General features: G+C 60.1%; 15 protein-coding genes and 1 pseudogene. 15 read left to right on the top strand and 1 reads right to left on the bottom strand.

Annotated elements, in window-relative coordinates:
* Positions 1-11: 11 nt before the first annotated feature.
* Positions 12-1,031 carry an adenosine deaminase gene (gene add / locus LDN84_RS22200; protein ID WP_223906071.1) on the bottom strand — a complete coding sequence of 340 codons (1,020 nt, stop codon included), beginning with the start codon at positions 1,029-1,031 and terminating at the stop codon, positions 12-14.
* A gap of 432 nt (positions 1,032-1,463) precedes the next feature.
* Between add and LDN84_RS22195 the strand changes: the two genes are divergently transcribed.
* The 15 genes and pseudogenes from LDN84_RS22195 (at position 1,464) to paaK (ending at position 16,196) form a co-directional block, all read left to right on the top strand.
* Entirely contained in the window at positions 1,464-2,336 is an 873-nt protein-coding gene (locus LDN84_RS22195; RefSeq protein WP_317134844.1) for a branched-chain amino acid ABC transporter permease, read from the top strand.
* 2 nt (positions 2,337-2,338) lie between these two features.
* The gene (locus tag LDN84_RS22190) at positions 2,339-3,271 is read left to right on the top strand and encodes a branched-chain amino acid ABC transporter permease (protein ID WP_223906067.1); all 933 of its coding nucleotides are present in this window, start codon (positions 2,339-2,341) and stop codon (positions 3,269-3,271) included.
* A gap of 2 nt (positions 3,272-3,273) precedes the next feature.
* On the top strand, positions 3,274-4,035 hold the full coding sequence (locus LDN84_RS22185; protein WP_223906065.1) for an ABC transporter ATP-binding protein: 762 nt from the start codon (positions 3,274-3,276) through the stop codon (positions 4,033-4,035).
* 24 nt (positions 4,036-4,059) lie between these two features.
* Positions 4,060-4,458 (top strand): annotated as a pseudogene (locus tag LDN84_RS22180) (hemerythrin domain-containing protein); the annotation flags it as partial.
* Positions 4,459-4,674: 216 nt separating this feature from the next.
* Complete coding sequence (locus LDN84_RS22175; RefSeq protein ID WP_223913250.1) at positions 4,675-5,376, top strand: ABC transporter ATP-binding protein; 702 nt, start codon at positions 4,675-4,677, stop codon at positions 5,374-5,376.
* A 21-nt stretch (positions 5,377-5,397) separates the two neighbouring features.
* Positions 5,398-6,363: an MBL fold metallo-hydrolase gene (locus LDN84_RS22170; protein ID WP_223906063.1), complete on the top strand. Its 966-nt coding sequence runs from the start codon at positions 5,398-5,400 to the stop codon at positions 6,361-6,363.
* Positions 6,364-6,408: 45 nt separating this feature from the next.
* Entirely contained in the window at positions 6,409-8,097 is a 1,689-nt protein-coding gene (locus LDN84_RS22165; protein WP_223906061.1) for an FAD-dependent oxidoreductase, read from the top strand.
* Positions 8,098-8,107: 10 nt separating this feature from the next.
* On the top strand, positions 8,108-8,332 hold the full coding sequence (locus tag LDN84_RS22160) for a DUF2783 domain-containing protein (protein WP_223906059.1): 225 nt from the start codon (positions 8,108-8,110) through the stop codon (positions 8,330-8,332).
* A 349-nt stretch (positions 8,333-8,681) separates the two neighbouring features.
* Positions 8,682-9,221, top strand: coding sequence for a VOC family protein (locus LDN84_RS22155; RefSeq protein WP_223906057.1), 540 nt, complete (start codon positions 8,682-8,684; stop codon positions 9,219-9,221).
* Between the two features lie 6 nt (positions 9,222-9,227).
* Entirely contained in the window at positions 9,228-10,244 is a 1,017-nt protein-coding gene (locus tag LDN84_RS22150; RefSeq protein ID WP_223906055.1) for a fumarylacetoacetate hydrolase family protein, read from the top strand.
* Between the two features lie 107 nt (positions 10,245-10,351).
* Entirely contained in the window at positions 10,352-12,019 is a 1,668-nt protein-coding gene (paaN, locus tag LDN84_RS22145) for a phenylacetic acid degradation protein PaaN (RefSeq protein ID WP_223906053.1), read from the top strand.
* Positions 12,020-12,028: 9 nt separating this feature from the next.
* Positions 12,029-12,820 carry a 2-(1,2-epoxy-1,2-dihydrophenyl)acetyl-CoA isomerase PaaG gene (gene paaG / locus LDN84_RS22140; RefSeq protein ID WP_223906051.1) on the top strand — a complete coding sequence of 264 codons (792 nt, stop codon included), beginning with the start codon at positions 12,029-12,031 and terminating at the stop codon, positions 12,818-12,820.
* A gap of 6 nt (positions 12,821-12,826) precedes the next feature.
* Positions 12,827-14,350: a 3-hydroxyacyl-CoA dehydrogenase PaaH gene (gene paaH / locus LDN84_RS22135; RefSeq protein ID WP_223906048.1), complete on the top strand. Its 1,524-nt coding sequence runs from the start codon at positions 12,827-12,829 to the stop codon at positions 14,348-14,350.
* A complete protein-coding gene (gene paaI, locus LDN84_RS22130) occupies positions 14,347-14,811 on the top strand; it encodes a hydroxyphenylacetyl-CoA thioesterase PaaI (protein ID WP_223906046.1) in 465 nt (154 codons plus the stop codon). The genes paaH and paaI overlap by 4 nt, the downstream gene beginning before the upstream one ends.
* 62 nt (positions 14,812-14,873) lie before the next feature.
* Positions 14,874-16,196: a phenylacetate--CoA ligase PaaK gene (paaK, locus tag LDN84_RS22125; RefSeq protein WP_223906043.1), complete on the top strand. Its 1,323-nt coding sequence runs from the start codon at positions 14,874-14,876 to the stop codon at positions 16,194-16,196.
* Positions 16,197-16,208 lie beyond the last annotated feature (12 nt).

The following is a 16,208-nucleotide window of genomic DNA, read 5'->3' as shown; positions in this document are numbered from 1 at the left end:
TGGCCATGTAATTACCAAGCATCCAGCGCTTTCAACAGGTGCGCTTTGACCGTTACATTCGCAAAGCTGGCTTCGATGGAGGTATGCGCCATGGCCTTTGTCACATCATCCGTCCAGCCAAACGCCTGACGGCATAGGCGGTATTCCTCCATCAGGCTGGTGCCCAGCAACGCCGGGTCATCCGTGTTGACCGAGACAAGTACGCCAGCCTGACGCAATCTCTCCATGGGGTGTTCTTGGATAGATGGGTACACACCCAGCACAAGGTTGGATGTCGGGCAAACACCCAGGGGAATCCTGCGGTTCGCAAGCATCTCCACCAGGGAGGCATCCTCAATGGCCCTCACGCCATGGTCAATCCGGTCTGCGCCGAGCAGCGTGACTGCATCCCATACCCCTTCCGGGCCACTGGATTCCCCCGCGTGGACAGTGCGGCGCAAGCCGGCATGGCCGGCTCGGCGGAAAGCCTCTGCAAACCTGGGGCCTGTGCGGCCGGCCGTGGCCTCATTGCCATCCACCGACAAAGCCACGACGCGCGGGTGCCGCATGGCGGACAAGGACTCGACCAGTTCAACGGCGGCCTCAGCGGATTGTGTGCGCAGCAGGCTGACGCATAACCCCACCGTGGGAAGCCCATCCTGCTCTGCCTCTTTGAAGCCCGCATCAATGGCCTCCAGCATCACCCCCAATCGGCCCTGCCAAGCGTGCCAGTGTGTGGGATTGAAGATCACGTCGGCGTAGCCTGTTCCGTTGTCTGCGAGCCGTTGGCTCAGGCCGTAGCTGAGTTCAACCAGACGCTCTTTGGTCGATGCCAGGCCACAAGCCAAATCAAGAAAACCCAGAAAGTCGGCCAACCCTGAAAACTTGAACAAGTCCTCGCGTGGTCGTGGCAACACCACACCTTCGAGCTTGGCCCACTGCGCGATCACCGTGGCATCAAAGCAGCCCTCCAGGTGCAGATGCACCTCTGCTTTGGGAAGGGACTTCAGGCGTTGGGCTTCGGCGGTCATGGAATGTGGGGTCAGGTTCATGGTTCAAAAATGGTGTGCCTGCTTTGGCCGTTGCGTAGAAAACAATTTTCACGCCCCGACCGGCAAGTTCCATACGGCAGTTTGCATAGTCCCCATCTCGGGGATGCCATAAGACGCTTCGAACGTGGTTGCTTTATGAGAGCCATATTGACCTCTAATCCTTGTAGTTAGAGCGTCAATAGCTATATTTAGCATAGCAAATGAAGCATGCGTATGACTTCGCTGCCAAGACCATCACCGCCGAAATTCCTGGGGATGGAGTCTGTCAAAAAAATTTACAAATATCGATTGACAGAATCGATTCCATATTTCAGAATTCGTATCCACAAATCAATGAGTCCAAAAGAAGGACTCTGACCACCGGAGACAGCGCATGTTGACGTATTCAACCCGTTCAGGGCGTTTTAAATTCGCCTGCTGGAGGGCCTGATGCTGGCCGAATTCCTGCAATTCCTGTTTTCCGGGATTACCGTGGGTGCGACCTACGCGCTGGCCGCGTTGGGCTTCACGCTGATCTACAACGCCAGCAACGTCATCAACTTTGCCCAGGGTGAATTCATCATGCTCGGCGGCATGTTGGCGGTGTATTTTTCGCAAGCCGGTCTGCCCTTGCCGGCGGCTCTGGTGCTGGCGATTCTGGTGCCGGCCATTGTGGGTGTGGTGCTTGAGAAGCTGGCCATTGAGCCGGTGAAGGGTGCCGAACCGGTCACGCTGATCATCATCACCATTGGTGCGTCGCTGGTGATTCGCGGCCTGATTCAGGTCTGGCTGGGCAAGAACACCTTCAGCCTGCCGGCGTTTTCGGGCGATGTGCCGCTGCAAATTCTGGGTGCCACACTGATGCCGCAAAGCCTATGGGTGCTGGGTGTGACCGCCATCGTGGTGGTGGCGCTGTGGTACTTTTTTAACCGCACGCTGCACGGCAAGGCGATGCTGGCCACCTCGTTCAACCGGGTGGCGGCCGAGCTGGTCGGCATCAACACCAACTGGGTGCTGTTTTTAAGTTTTGCCATGTCGGCGGCGCTGGGCGCGCTGGGCGGCATTCTGGTGACACCGCTCACGCTGACCTCTTATGACGTGGGCATCATGCTTGGGCTCAAAGGTTTTGTGGCGGCCGTGGTGGGAGGCCTGGGCAACGGGCTGGGCGCTGTGTTGGGCGGCTTGCTGGTGGGCATTCTGGAAGCCATGGGCGCGGGTTACATCTCGTCGGCTTACAAGGATGCCATGCCGTTTGTGCTGATCCTGTTGATTCTGTTCTTCATGCCGCGCGGTCTGTTCGGCGGCCAATCTACCGACCGGGTCTGAGCATGTCAAAAAATCCTTATCTCGGCCTGTACCTCATCATGGCGGTGCTGCTGGTGCTGCCCTTTGTGTTGCCCAACAGCTTTTATGTGGACCTGGCGATTCGCATGGCGATCAACGCCGTGATTGTGCTGGGCCTGAACCTGCTGATTGGTTTTGCCGGCCAGATCAGCCTGGGCCACGCCGGATTTCTGGGCATTGGGGCCTACGCCACGGCCATCCTGTCCACCCACTTTGGCTGGCATCCATTGCTGGCCATGGCGGCTGGCGCAGCGGCGGCTGGCTTGCTGGCGGCCATGGTGGCGCGGCCTATTTTTAAACTCAAGGGGCATTACCTGGCCATGGCCACGTTGGGCCTAGGCATCATCATCCACATTGTGGTGCGTACTGAAGCACAGTGGACTGGCGGGCCCGACGGCATGCCAGTGCCGCCCATGAGCCTGGCCGGGTTCGAGATTTCGGGTGACAAACATTGGTACTGGATCGTGGCCGTGCTGCTGTCGGTGAGCGTCTGGGCTTCGCTGAACCTGATCAATTCGCCGTTTGGCCGGGCCTTGCGTGCCTTGCACGGCAGTGAGGTGGCGTCCAAGGTGGTGGGCGTGGATGTGGTGCGCTACAAGGTGGCCATTTTTGTGCTCTCAGCGGTGTTTGCCAGCATCATGGGCAGTGTGATGGCGCATTACGTGGGCTTTGTCACGCCGAATCTGGCCGACTTCTTTCACTCCATTGAGCTGGTCACCATGGTGGTGATTGGCGGCATGGCCTCGGTCTATGGCTCGGTGCTGGGTGCCGTGCTGCTGACCGCGTTGCCGCAAGCCCTGACCTCGTTTGAAGGCTGGGAAACCGTGGCTTTTGGTGGCATCTTGATGCTCAGCATGATCTTCATGCCCAAGGGTCTGGTGCCCACGCTCTCAAGCAAATTTGGACGGGGAGACTGACCATGGCCTTGCTTGAAGTCAAAGACCTCTCCATCCATTTCGGTGGTGTCAAGGCGGTGCAAAACGTCTCGTTCAGCATTGATGCTGGCATTGTCTACGCGGTGATTGGCCCCAACGGCGCGGGCAAAACCACGCTGTTCAACCTGATCACCGGGGTCTACACCCCCACGGCGGGGCAAATTTTTCTGGACGGTGAAGCCATCGGCGGCAAGTCGCCCGATGAGTTGGCCCGCCGTGGGGTGGCGCGCACCTTTCAGAACCTGCAAATCTGCATGAACATGAGCGCCATCGAGAACGTCATGGTGGGTGCCCACCTGCGGCTGGACCGCAACCTGTTCAAAGCCGCCCTGCGCTGGCCCTCGATTAAAAAGCGCGACCGCGAGTTGCACACCGAAGCCGCCGAGCTGATGGCTTTTGTTGGCCTGCAAGCCTATGTGAATGCGCGTGCCGACAGCATGCCTTACGGTGCGCTCAAGCGGCTGGAGATTGCCCGCGCCCTAGCCATGAAACCGCGCCTGATTTTTCTGGACGAACCCGCCGCCGGCCTGAACCCCAAGGAAACCATTGAAGTGGACCAGTTGGTGCGCAAGGTGGCCGACTCGGGTGTGACCGTGGTGCTGGTGGAGCACGACATGAAGATGGTGATGAACCTGTCAGACCGCATTTTGGTGCTGGACTATGGCCGCAAACTGACCGAAGGCACCGGTTTGGAGGTGCGTCGCAACCCCGATGTGATTGCCGCCTACCTTGGCGCACACGCCTGAACCCGCCGGACCCAAGAGAACACCATGGACGCACTCACCCTTATCAGCCAGGACCACAGCAACCTGTGGCGTTTGGCCACCACCATCGATCAGGTTGCCAGTGAGATCGAAGACGGTGCCGCTGTTGAAGCCAGCTTTTTTACCTCGGTGTTTGATTACATCGAACAGTTTGTGGACCGCTCGCACCACCCCAAGGAAGACGACTATTTGTTTCGCCTGCTGCGCTTGCGCAGTGCGGAAGCCGCCGCCGTGCTGGACAGTCTGCAAACCGAACACCGCGAAGGCCCGGCCAATCTGGCCGCCTTGCGTGGTCAGGTCAGCCAGGCGGCCCGGGGCGAGATCACCGGGGCAGCGTTGGCGCTGGCCTTGCGCAACTACACCCTGGGCCTGAAGACGCATATCCGCACCGAAGAAAAAAGTGTCTTGCCGCTGGCGCGCAGCGTTTTGTTGCCATCGGACTGGGCCGAGATCAACGCCGCATTTCTGGACAACAACGATCCGCTTTTTGGCGACAAGGCCAAAGCCGAGTTTCGTCAGCTTTACCACCGCATTGCCAGCCTGGCCCCTGAGTCGGTCGGGCTGGGGGCCAGCAGCGTCGGCCAGTTGCAGGCCGCCCCGGCGCAGGCCAAAGCCGATGTGTTGCTCACGGTGCAAGGCATGGAGAGTTGTTATGGCCGTATCAAGGCACTCAAAGGCATCAGTATGGAAGTGCGCCGGGGTGAAACTGTGGCCTTGGTGGGTGCCAACGGGGCCGGCAAAACCACGTTTTTGCGCACCCTCTCGGGCGTGCAGCCGATGAGCGCGGGCAGCATTCATTTTGATGGTGAAAACATCAGCACATTGCGCTCGGACAAACGCATGCGCCGGGGCATTTGCCAAAGCCCGGAAGGGCGGCAAGTGTTTGGTCCGCTGTCGATTGAAGACAACCTGCGCCTGGGCGCCTACACCCAGCCCAGGCATCAGGTGGATGGCGACATGGACAAGATTTTTGCCATGTTCCCGATCCTGAAAGAAAAACGCGCATTGCCTGCCGGCACGTTGTCAGGTGGCCAGCAGCAGATGCTGGCGATTGGCCGCGCGCTGATGGGCCGCCCGCGCCTGTTGCTGCTGGACGAACCCTCCATGGGGCTGGCACCACTGCTGGTGGAAGAGGTGTTCAACGTCATCAAGACACTGAAAGCTCAGGGCATGACGATTTTGCTGGTGGAGCAAAACGCCTTTGCTGCGCTGGCGATTGCCGACCGGGGTTATGTGCTGGAAACCGGCACCGTCACCTTGACCGGCACCGGCCAGGAACTCATCAGCAACGAACAGGTGCGCGCCGCGTACCTGGGGATGTAAACCATTAACCCAAGGAAAATCATGACCAAAAAATTCGCATCCCAAGCCGACCTGGAGGTCAAGAAGACCACCTTTGCCCAGCTGTCTGAACATTGCTGGGCCTACACCGCCGAGGGCGACCCCAACACCGGCGTGATCATTGGTGAAGACGCGGTGCTGATTTGCGACGCACTGGCCACGCCAGTGATGGCGCAAAACCTAGTGGCAGAGATCCGCAAGATCACCGACAAGCCTATCAAATACGTGGTGCTGTCGCACTACCACGCAGTGCGGGTGCTGGGCGCGTCGGGCTACAAGGCACACGGCATGCAGGAAATCATTGCCAGCCAAGGCACTTACGAGATGATTGTGGAGCGTGGCGCGCAAGACATGCAGAGTGAGTACGAGCGTTTTCCGCGCCTGTTTGATGCCTTTGATTCCATCCCCGGTCTGACCTGGCCAACACTCGTTTTTCAGGAGCGGCTGACGCTTTATTTAAGCGGGATAGAGGTCAAAATCATGCATGTGGGCCCCGGCCACACCAAGGGCGACACCATTGTGTGGGTGCCGTCTGAGAAAGTGCTGTTCTCCGGCGACCTGATGGAAGCCGATGCCGCCTGTTACACCGGAGACGCGCAGCTGGAAGAATGGCCCGCCACGCTGGATGCGCTGGCCGCCCTCAAGCCCGAAAAAATCGTCCCCGGCCGTGGCCCGGCGTTGGACACACCCGAGCGTGTGGCAGAGGGCCTGGCTTACACCCGTGATTTCGTCAGCACCTTGCTGAGTTCAGCCAAAGAGGCTGTGGCCCAGGGCATGAACCTGAACCAGGCGATGGCGCATTGCCGCAAGGCGATGGACCCCAAGTTTGGCCAGGTTTTCATTTACGAACACTGCCTGCCGTTTGACGTGACCCGCGCCGTGGACGAGGCCAGCGGCATCAAACACCCACGCATCTGGACGGCCGAGCGCGACAAGGAAATGTGGCACGGCCTGCAAGCCACTGAGTAAGTGACAACAACATCGGCACAAAAAATTTAACACCAGAGACAAGCCATGTTGAGCACTTACCAATATCCCCAATTTGACTACGTTCGCCCACCAGAGCAATCTGGTGCCGACAAAAAACGCTACCCCGTGGTGGTGGTGGGTGCCGGCCCGGTGGGCCTGGCGGCGGCCATTGAGCTGGCGCAGTCCGGCGTGCCGGTGGTGTTGCTGGACGACGACGACACCGTGTCGGTGGGCTCGCGTGGGGTCTGTTACGCCAAACGTGCACTGGAGGTGCTAGACCGCATCGGTTTGGGCCAGCCCTGTGTAGACAAGGGCGTGAGCTGGAACGTGGGGCGCACGTTTTTCCGCGAGCAAGAGGTGTATAACTTCAACTTGTTGCCGCAGCCAGACCACAAGCGCCCCGGCATGATCAACCTGCAGCAGTATTACCTGGAAGAGTTTGAAATAAAACGCGCCCAGGAGCTGCCCAATCTGGACCTGCGCTTTAAAAACAAGGTGGTGTCGGTGGCCCCGCAGGGCGATGGCGCCACGCTGCAAGTTGAAACGCCTGACGGTATTTATTCCATAGAGACCGACTGGCTGGTGGTGGCCGATGGCGCGCGTTCCAACATTCGCCGCATGATGGCGTTGGACATTGAAGGCAAGATTTTCAAAGACCGCTTTTTGATTGCCGACGTGGTCATGAAGGCCGATTTTCCGCACGAGCGCTGGTTCTGGTTTGACCCGCCGTTTCACCCCGGCCAATCGGTGCTGCTGCACCGCCAGGCCGACAACGTGTACCGCATCGACTTTCAACTCGGCTGGGATGCCGACCCGGAAGAAGAAAAGAAGCCCGAGAAGGTGATTCCGCGCATCAAGGCCATGCTGGGGGATGAGCGCGAGTTTGAACTGGAATGGGTCAGCGTCTACACCTTCCAGTGCCGCCGCATGAACGCCTTCACCCACGGCCATGTGTTGTTTGTGGGGGACGCTGCGCACCAGGTGTCGCCGTTTGGCGCGCGCGGTGCCAACTCCGGCATTCAGGACACCGACAACCTGTGCTGGAAGCTCAAATTGGTGGTGGAAGGCAAGGCTCCACCCGAGTTGCTGGACACCTATTCGGAAGAACGTGTGTTTGCCGCCGAAGAAAACCTGCTCAATTCCACCCGTTCCACCGACTTCATCACGCCCAAAAGCAAGACCTCGTTGACGTTTCGCAACGCGGTATTGAGCCTGGCACGCGAGCACGCGTTTGCCCGTGCCTTGGTCAATTCAGGGCGCTTGTCGGTGCCGAGTTATTTGACCGAGTCACGCCTGAACACGCCCGATGACGGCAGTTTTGCTGGCGACATGGTGCCCGGCGCACCGATGGACGATGCGCCGATGCACCAGGCTGACCAGGACATCTGGCTGCTGGACCAGGTGGGTCAGCGCTTTTGCCTGCTGGTGTATGTGAACGACCCGGCCAGTTTGAGCTTGGACGCCCTGGCGCAACTCAAAGGCTTGGTCAGTGCAGCGTCGGGTTCCGGGAGCGCGATTGCGCTTGACGTGGTGCTGGTGTCGCCAGCCCCAACTGTTGCGGCAGGCTTGACGCTACTGCAAGACCACACCGGCCGCTTTGCCGAGCGCTTTGATGCGCAAGACGGCACGGTCTACCTGATCCGCCCGGACCAGCATGTGGCCGCGCGTTGGCGTGCTTTTGATGCGGCGCAAGTGCAAGCCGCCCTGGCCCGCGCCACCTGCAACCTTCACTAAGGAACCCGCCATGTCCCTGAACCTGCAAGCCAATTTCTTTGAGCCCGGCAAGCGCTACTTTCGCGCCTTCACCCCTGGCGACGATTTTTACGAAGCGCTGATTGAAACCCACCGCGACCTCAGCGACGAACAAAGCGCCATGGTCAACGCCAAGCTGGTGTTGCTGCTGGCCAACCATGTGGGTGACATCAGTGTGCTGCGCGAAGCCATGGCGTTGGCGCGTGACGACGTTTAAACGTGAACTATTTGTTTGCTATGCCTGAGTTGCTGGTGCTTACCCGCAGCGCACGTTGGGTATCCAACTCCGCGAATGTCCCCCGAAGCGGACTGCGTCCGCTTCTCCTCCTTGATTTCGCTACGTTGGACACCCAACGCACGCCGCTAGACGGTGTAGGGATGATTGCGGATTGGGTCCTCAAGGACAACCTTAACGTGAAACAAACACGGTTGTTCTGTAGGAGCGGCGCCCTCGCCGCGAATGCGAAGTTTCATTTTTTAGGGCGGGTTTTGCGCCCATGCCAGTTAAGACAACGCTCATCATTCATGGCACCCGTAGAGATTCATAAAAGTTAAGGAGACTCACCATGCAAATCCAGAAAATTCACCATGTGGCCTACCGCTGCAAAGATGCCAAGCAAACCGTGGAGTGGTACGGCAAGTACCTCAACATGAATTTCATTTTGGCCATTGCCGAGAACGAAGTGCCGTCCACCAAAGAACCCGACCCCTACATGCACGTCTTTCTGGACGCGGGCGGCGGCAATGTGCTGGCGTTTTTTGAACTGCCCACCAAACCGGAAATGGGCCGTGACGAGAACACACCGGCCTGGACGCAGCACCTGGCCATGCAAGTGGCCACGGTCGACGAGTTGCTGGAAACCAAGGCCAAGCTCGAAGCCGATGGCATTGAAGTGGTGGGCCCCACCGACCACACCATTTTCAAATCGATCTACTTTTTTGACCCCAGCGGCCACCGGCTGGAACTGGCCGCCAACACCGGCACACCCAAGATGGCCAAGATGCTCGACGAGGCCAAGTGGGACATGCTCAACGAATGGGCCATCACCAAAAAAGCCCCACAGCACGCGCGCTGGATGCACGACGGCTCTTACGCCGGGGAGTAAACACACATGAAACTTGCCACCCTGAAACAAGGCGGACGCGACGGTAGCTTGGTCGTAGTCAACCGCGCCTTGACCCACTGCCGCTCCGTGCCTGCCATTGCCCGTACCCTGCAAGCGGCGCTGGACGACTGGGAGGTTTGTGAGCCGCAGTTGCGCCAGGTGTATGAAGCCTTGAACAGCGGTGCGTTCAGCAACCCGGAGGTGTTTGACCAGGCCGCCTGCCATTCGCCGCTGCCACGCGCCTACCAATGGGCCGATGGCTCGGCCTATGTCAACCATGTGGAGCTGGTGCGCCGCGCCCGTGGCGCGGAGTTGCCCGCAGAGTTCTGGACCGACCCGTTGATGTACCAGGGGGGCTCGGACTCGTTTGTTGGCCCGCGCGACCCGGTGCGCGCGCTCTCGGTTGACTGGGGTATTGACCTGGAAGCCGAAGTGGCTGTCATCACCGGTGATGTGAAGATGGGTTGCAGCGTGGCGGATGCCGCCAAATCGGTGCGCCTGCTGATGCTGGTCAACGACGTGTCGCTGCGCAACCTGATACCCAACGAGTTGGCCAAGGGTTTTGGCTTCTTCCAGTCCAAGCCCGCGTCGGCCTTCAGCCCGGTGGCGATCACCCCAGACGAATTGGGTGCCGACTGGGCCGACAGCCGGGTGCATCGCCCCTTGACCGTGTTTTTGAACGGCGCCTTGTTTGGCCAGCCCGATGCGGGGCAAGACATGGTGTTCAACTTTGCGCAGCTAGTGGCCCACGCCGCCAAAACGCGTGAGCTGTGCGCGGGCTCCATCATTGGTTCCGGCACGGTGTCGAACAAGCAAGGTGGCTTGCAGGGCTCATCCATTGCCAACGGCGGGGTTGGGTATTGCTGCATTGCCGAGGTGCGGATGTACGAAACCATTGAGACCGGCAAAGCGCAAACGCCCTACATGCAGTTTGGTGACAGCGTGCGTATTGAGATGCTGGACGCCCAGGGCGCATCGATCTTTGGGGCGATAGACCAAACGGTGCAAGCCTATGCAGGCTAAGCCTGTGGGCGAATTTTTATGCCTTTTAGGCCTCTAGCCCTTATGCCATAAGCGCAAATAGCTATATTTTTTATTATTTGAATTGAACCTGTTACAGGACACCGACCATGACACACCCACTCTTCGAAAAACACCGCGCCAAACTCGACACCGCTTTAAACGCCATCCACACCCGTGGCTACTGGGCTGCGTACAACGAAATGCCCAGCCCCAAGACCTATGGCGAAACCGCGCCGGACGATGGCAAAAAAGCCTTTGAGGCGCACATTGGCCAGCAGTTTGAGTTGAACCAGCCCGGCACCACCGGCTGGCAAGGCGGCGAAAACTCGCCCTTTGGTATGGAGCTGAACGTGCAATACCCGGTGTGCGACATCGAGGCGCTGATTACGGCGGGCCAAACCGCCATGACCGGCTGGCAAGCCGCAGGGGTGGAAGGCCGCACCGGCCTGTGTATCGAGATGCTGGACCGCCTGAACGCTCAAAGTTTCGAGATCGCCCACGCGGTGATGATGACCACCGGCCAGGGCTGGATGATGGCGTTTCAGGCCGGTTCACCCCACGCGCAAGACCGTGGCCTGGAAGCCGTGACCTACGCCTACCGCGAGCAAAGTTTTGTGCCGGCAGAAGCCACCTGGGAAAAGCCACAAGGCAAAAACCCACCGCTGGTGATGAAGAAACATTTTCAGATTGTCGGCCGGGGTGTGGCCGTGGTGGTGGGGTGTGGCACCTTCCCCACCTGGAACACCTATCCGGGCCTGTTTGCCGCGCTGGCCACCGGCAACGCGGTGATTGTCAAGCCGCACGAAAACGCCATCTTGCCCGCCGCCATCACCGTGCGTACCTTGCGCGCCGTGTTGGCCGAGCATGGCATCGACCCCAATCTGGTGACTTTGTGTGTGCCGGACAAACGCGAAACCACGCAAGCGCTGGTGACCCACGCCGCCGTCAAGTCGGTGGACTTCACCGGCGGCAACGTGTTTGGCCAGTGGCTGATTGACCACTGCCGCCAGGCCCAGGTGTATGCCGAATTGGCCGGTGTCAACAACATCGTGATCGACTCGACCGATGCCTACAAACCCATGCTGCGCAACCTGGCGTTCACGCTGTCGCTGTATTCCGGCCAGATGTGCACCACCTCGCAGGCGCTGTTGGTGCCCGCAGGCGGCATCGACACCGAAGACGGTCACAAGAGTTATGACGAGGTGTGTGCCGACCTGGCCCGCGCCATTGACGGTTTTCTGGCCAAGCCCGAAGTGGCGCTGGCCGTGCTGGGAGCGGTGCAATCTGCCGACACGCTGGCACGTATTGCGCTGGCAGATGGTGGCTCTTTGGGCCAAGTGCTGCTGGCATCGAAAAAACTCGACAACCCCGAGTTCCCCAAAGCCGAAGTACGCACCCCGGTGCTGCTGGCGTGTGATGCGGCAGATGAAGCGGCTTACATGGAAGAACGTTTTGGCCCGATCACGTTCGTTGTGAAAGTGGCCGACACCGCGGCTGCCATTGCCTTGTCGGAGCGGGTCATCGCCACCCATGGTGCACTCACAGCTGGCATCTATTCCACCCGTCCCGAAGTCATTGAGGCCATGACAGCGGCCACCTGGCGTTCCAAAGTGGCGCTGTCCATCAACCTGACCGGTGCGGTCTTTGTGAACCAGTCCGCTGCGTTCTCGGACTACCACGGCACTGGCGGCAACCCGGCGGCCAATGCCTCGTATTCGGACTCGGCTTTTGTCGCCAACCGTTTTCGCGTCGTGCAGCGTCGCGCCCACATTTAAGGTTTTGCCATGACTTACCAGAACATTCGCTTTGAAGCCCAGGACGGTATTGCCCGCCTGACACTGAATCGCCCGGAAAAGCTCAACAGTTTTAACGGTGCCATGCACGTCGAATTGCGTGCGGCGCTGGATACGGTGCAACACGACAAAACCATCCGTGTGCTGGTGATCACCGGGGCTGGCCGTGGCTTTTGCGCCGGGCAAGACCTGGCCGACCCCGACATGGCCATGGGCCCGATGCAGCCCGACATTGGCAACGTGGTGGAACACAACTACAAACCGCTGATTCTGGCGCTGCAAAACCTGCGCGTGCCGACCGTGGCGATGGTGAACGGTATTGCGGCCGGGGCCGGGGCCAGTCTGGCGCTGGCCTGTGACCTGGTGATTGCCGCCAAGTCTGCCTCGTTTTTGCAGGCGTTCAGCAAAATCGGGCTGATGCCTGACACCGGCGGCACCTGGTTTTTGCCACAACGCGTGGGCATGGCCCGCGCCATGGGCTTGGCGATGCTGGCCGACAAACTGCCCGCTGAAAAAGCCGAAGCTTGGGGCCTGATCTGGCAAGCGGTGGATGACGCGGAACTGGCAGCCACAGTGGACAAACTCGCCGCGCAGCTGGCCACCATGCCGACCAAAGCCCTGGTGCGTACCCGCGCCGCCATGCACGCCGCGCCCAACCACACGCTGGAGCAACAGCTCAGCATGGAAGCGGGCTTTATGCGTGAACTCGGCTGGAGCCCGGACTTTGCCGAAGGGGTGGCCGCTTTCATGGAAAAGCGTGCACCCAAATTCACCGGAAACTAACCAGCCATGACCCAAGCGCTTGCCACACACACCGTGGTTGCCGTCATAGGTGCCGGTGCCATGGGGGCCGGTATTGCCCAGGTGGCCGCTGCCGCCGGGCACACGGTCAAGCTGCTGGATAACCGCCCCGGTGCTGCCGTCCAGGCCATCGACGGTATCTGTGCCCAGTTTGAAAAAATGGCGGCCAAAGGCAAGCTCAGCTTGGAAGCGGCCCAGGCTGCGGGTGCGCGCCTGCAGGCGGCCGAACACCTGGCTGACCTGTTTGACGCGGGCCTGGTGGTGGAAGCCATTGTGGAAAATTTGCAGGTCAAACAAGCCCTGTTCAAAGACCTGGAAGCGGTGGTGTCTGAGGCCTGCATTCTGGCCAGCAACACCTCGTCCATTTCCATCACCGCCATTGGCGCAGCGCTCAAAAACCCACAACGTCTGGCCGGGCTGCATTTCTTCAACCCGGCGCCGCTGATGGCGCTGGTGGAGGTGGTGTCCGGCCTGGCCACCGAGCTGGCGGTGGCCACCACCTTGTTTGCCACGGCGGCGGCTTGGGGCAAGACCCCGGTACACGCCAAGTCCACCCCTGGCTTTATCGTCAACCGGGTGGCGCGTCCGTATTACGCCGAAGCCTTGCGTGTGCTCCATGAAGGGGGTGCCGACTGCGCCACGCTCGATGCCTGCTGCCGCGAAGCCGGTGGTTTTCGCATGGGGCCGTTTGAGCTGATGGACATGATTGGCCACGACGTCAACTTTGCCGTGACCCAATCGGTGTGGCGCGCGTTCTTCAACGCCCCGCGCTTTTTGCCCTCGCTGACCCAGCAGGATCTGGTCGATGCTGGTTTTCTCGGCAAGAAGTCTGGCCGTGGTTTTTACAGCTACCAGGACAGTGCGCTGAAACCACTGCCGGTCACCGCACCCGCACTCGACCAGCCCGATGACATCGTGGTGTATGGCCAGTCTGCGGCTGCACAGGCCCTGGCCACACGCCTGCAAACCCGTGGTGTTCGCTTCACCCAGGTTGCCGCCATGGGCGACACGCTGGCCCGCGCGGGTGATGCCACTGTGCGCGTCACCGATGGCCGCAGCGCCACCCGCTGCGCCTTTGACACCCAAACACCCCACACCGTGCTGATCGATTTGGCGCTGGACTATGCCCAAGCCACCCGGCTGGCGGTCAGCGTGGCGGCCCAGTGTGACCCCACTGCCGCCGATCACGCCATCGGCTTGCTGCAAGCCGCCGGTTTTGCCGTGTCGCCGTTGCAGGACATTCCCGGCCTGATCGTCATGCGTACCGTGGCCATGCTGGCCAATGAAGCCTTCGATGCGGTCAACCAGGGGGTGTGTGATGCCGCTGCGGTAGACACCGCCATGCGCCTGGGTGTCAATTGCCCCTGTGGCCCGCTGGCCTGGGCTCGTGCCATCGGCATCGACCAACTCAGCACGGTGCTGACCCATCTGGCACAAACCTATGGCGAAGACCGTTACCGCACCTCTCCCCTGATTCAACACCATGTTTATGCAGCAAAGGCTTTTTTATGACTGAACACCTCACCGATCCCCAGGCCATGGCCGATGCCGTGACACAGGCCATGTGGTCGCGCGACCGTGCTACCCAGGGTCTGGGCATGCAAATCCTCAGCGTCAAGCCCGGTTATGCCATGCTGGCCATGCCGGTGCGGGGTGACATGGTGAACGGCCACCACATCTGCCACGGTGGCTTCATGTTTATCCTGGCCGACAGTGCTTTTGCCTATGCCTGCAACAGCTACAACCAGAACACGGTGGCCTCCAGCTGCAACATCGACTTTCTGGCCCCAGCCCGCGAAGGTGATGTGCTCGAAGCCGAGGCGGTAGAGCGCTCCCTGTCCGGTCGAACCGGCGTGTACGACATCACGGTGCGTACCCGCATGGGCAAAACAGTGGCGCTGTTTCGCGGCAAAAGTTACCGCGTCAAGGGTGAAGTGATTGCGGGCCTGCAGCAGACCGATGCCGCGACCTGAGCACCATTGCGCAGAACACCCGATAGACACCCCCCAAAAAACCAGAGCATGAGGAGACCTACATGACCGCCAAACCCCCCCAACCCGGTGAACTTGAGGCCATTGAAACGGCCAGCCGGGACGAAATCTCGGCCCTGCAATTGCAGCGCTTGAAGTGGTCGCTGCAACACGCCTATGACAACGTGCCGTTTCACAAAGCTGCTTTTGATGCCAAAGGGGTACACCCAAGCGACCTGAAGACGCTGGCTGACCTGGCCAAGTTTCCGTTCATGACCAAGACCGCGTTGCGCGACCACTACCCGTTTGGCCTGTTTGCCGTGCCGCAAAACCAGGTGGCGCGGTTACATGCCTCCAGCGGCACCACCGGCAAATCGATTGTGGTGGGCTACACCCACCAGGACATTGAGAACTGGGCGCATCTGATGGCGCGCTCGATCCGCGCCGCCGGTGGCAGGGCCGGTGACATGTTGCACAACGCCTATGGCTACGGCATGTTCACTGGCGGCCTGGGGGCGCACTACGGGGCCGAGCGCCTGGGCTGTACGGTGGTGCCGATGTCGGGTGGCCAGACGGAAAAACAGGTACAGCAAATTGTGGATTTCCAGCCGAAGATCATCATGGTCACCCCCAGTTACTCGCTGGTGATTGCCGAAGAGTTTGAGCGTCAAGGCATCAAGCCCGACCAGATCTCGCTCAAGATCGGCATCTTTGGCGCGGAGCCCTGGGGTGAAGGCATGCGTGCTGAGATCGAGCGCAAACTGGGCATTGATGCGATTGACATTTACGGCCTGACCGAAGTCATGGGCCCGGGCGTGGCCTGTGAATGTATCGAGTCGAAAGACGGCCCGGTGATCTGGGAAGACCATTTTTACCCCGAAATCATCAACCCGGATACCGGCGAGGTGGTGGCTGACGGGGAAGATGGTGAACTGGTGTTCACCTCACTCACCAAACAGGCGTTTCCGGTGATTCGTTACCGTACCCGTGACCTGACGCGCCTGCTGCCACCCACCGCGCGCGCGTTCCGGCGCATGGGCAAGATCACCGGCCGCTCGGACGACATGCTGATCGTGCGGGGGGTGAATGTGTTCCCGACCCAGATTGAAGAGCAGATCCTGCGCGACAAGCGACTCTCGGGCAATTACCAGATTCAGCTCAGCCGCGACGGGCATCTGGACAACGTGGAAGTGCGCTGCGAGTTGCAACGCGAAGCAGCGCAACTGTCTCCTGCAGAGGTGGCCCTGATCGCCAAAGAGTTGCAACACCACATCAAAACCATCATTGGTATCACCACCCGGGTCAGTGTGTTGGAACCCGAGGCGATTCCACGCACGCTCACCGGCAAAGCACGCCGGGTGATTGACGAGCGGCCCAAGCAGCTGTGAGCTTGTTGGCCA

Source organism: Rhodoferax lithotrophicus (genome assembly GCF_019973615.1).
GTDB classification, from domain to species: Bacteria; Pseudomonadota; Gammaproteobacteria; order Burkholderiales; family Burkholderiaceae_C; genus Rhodoferax; species Rhodoferax lithotrophicus.
This window is presented reverse-complemented; position numbering and strand designations above follow the sequence as displayed.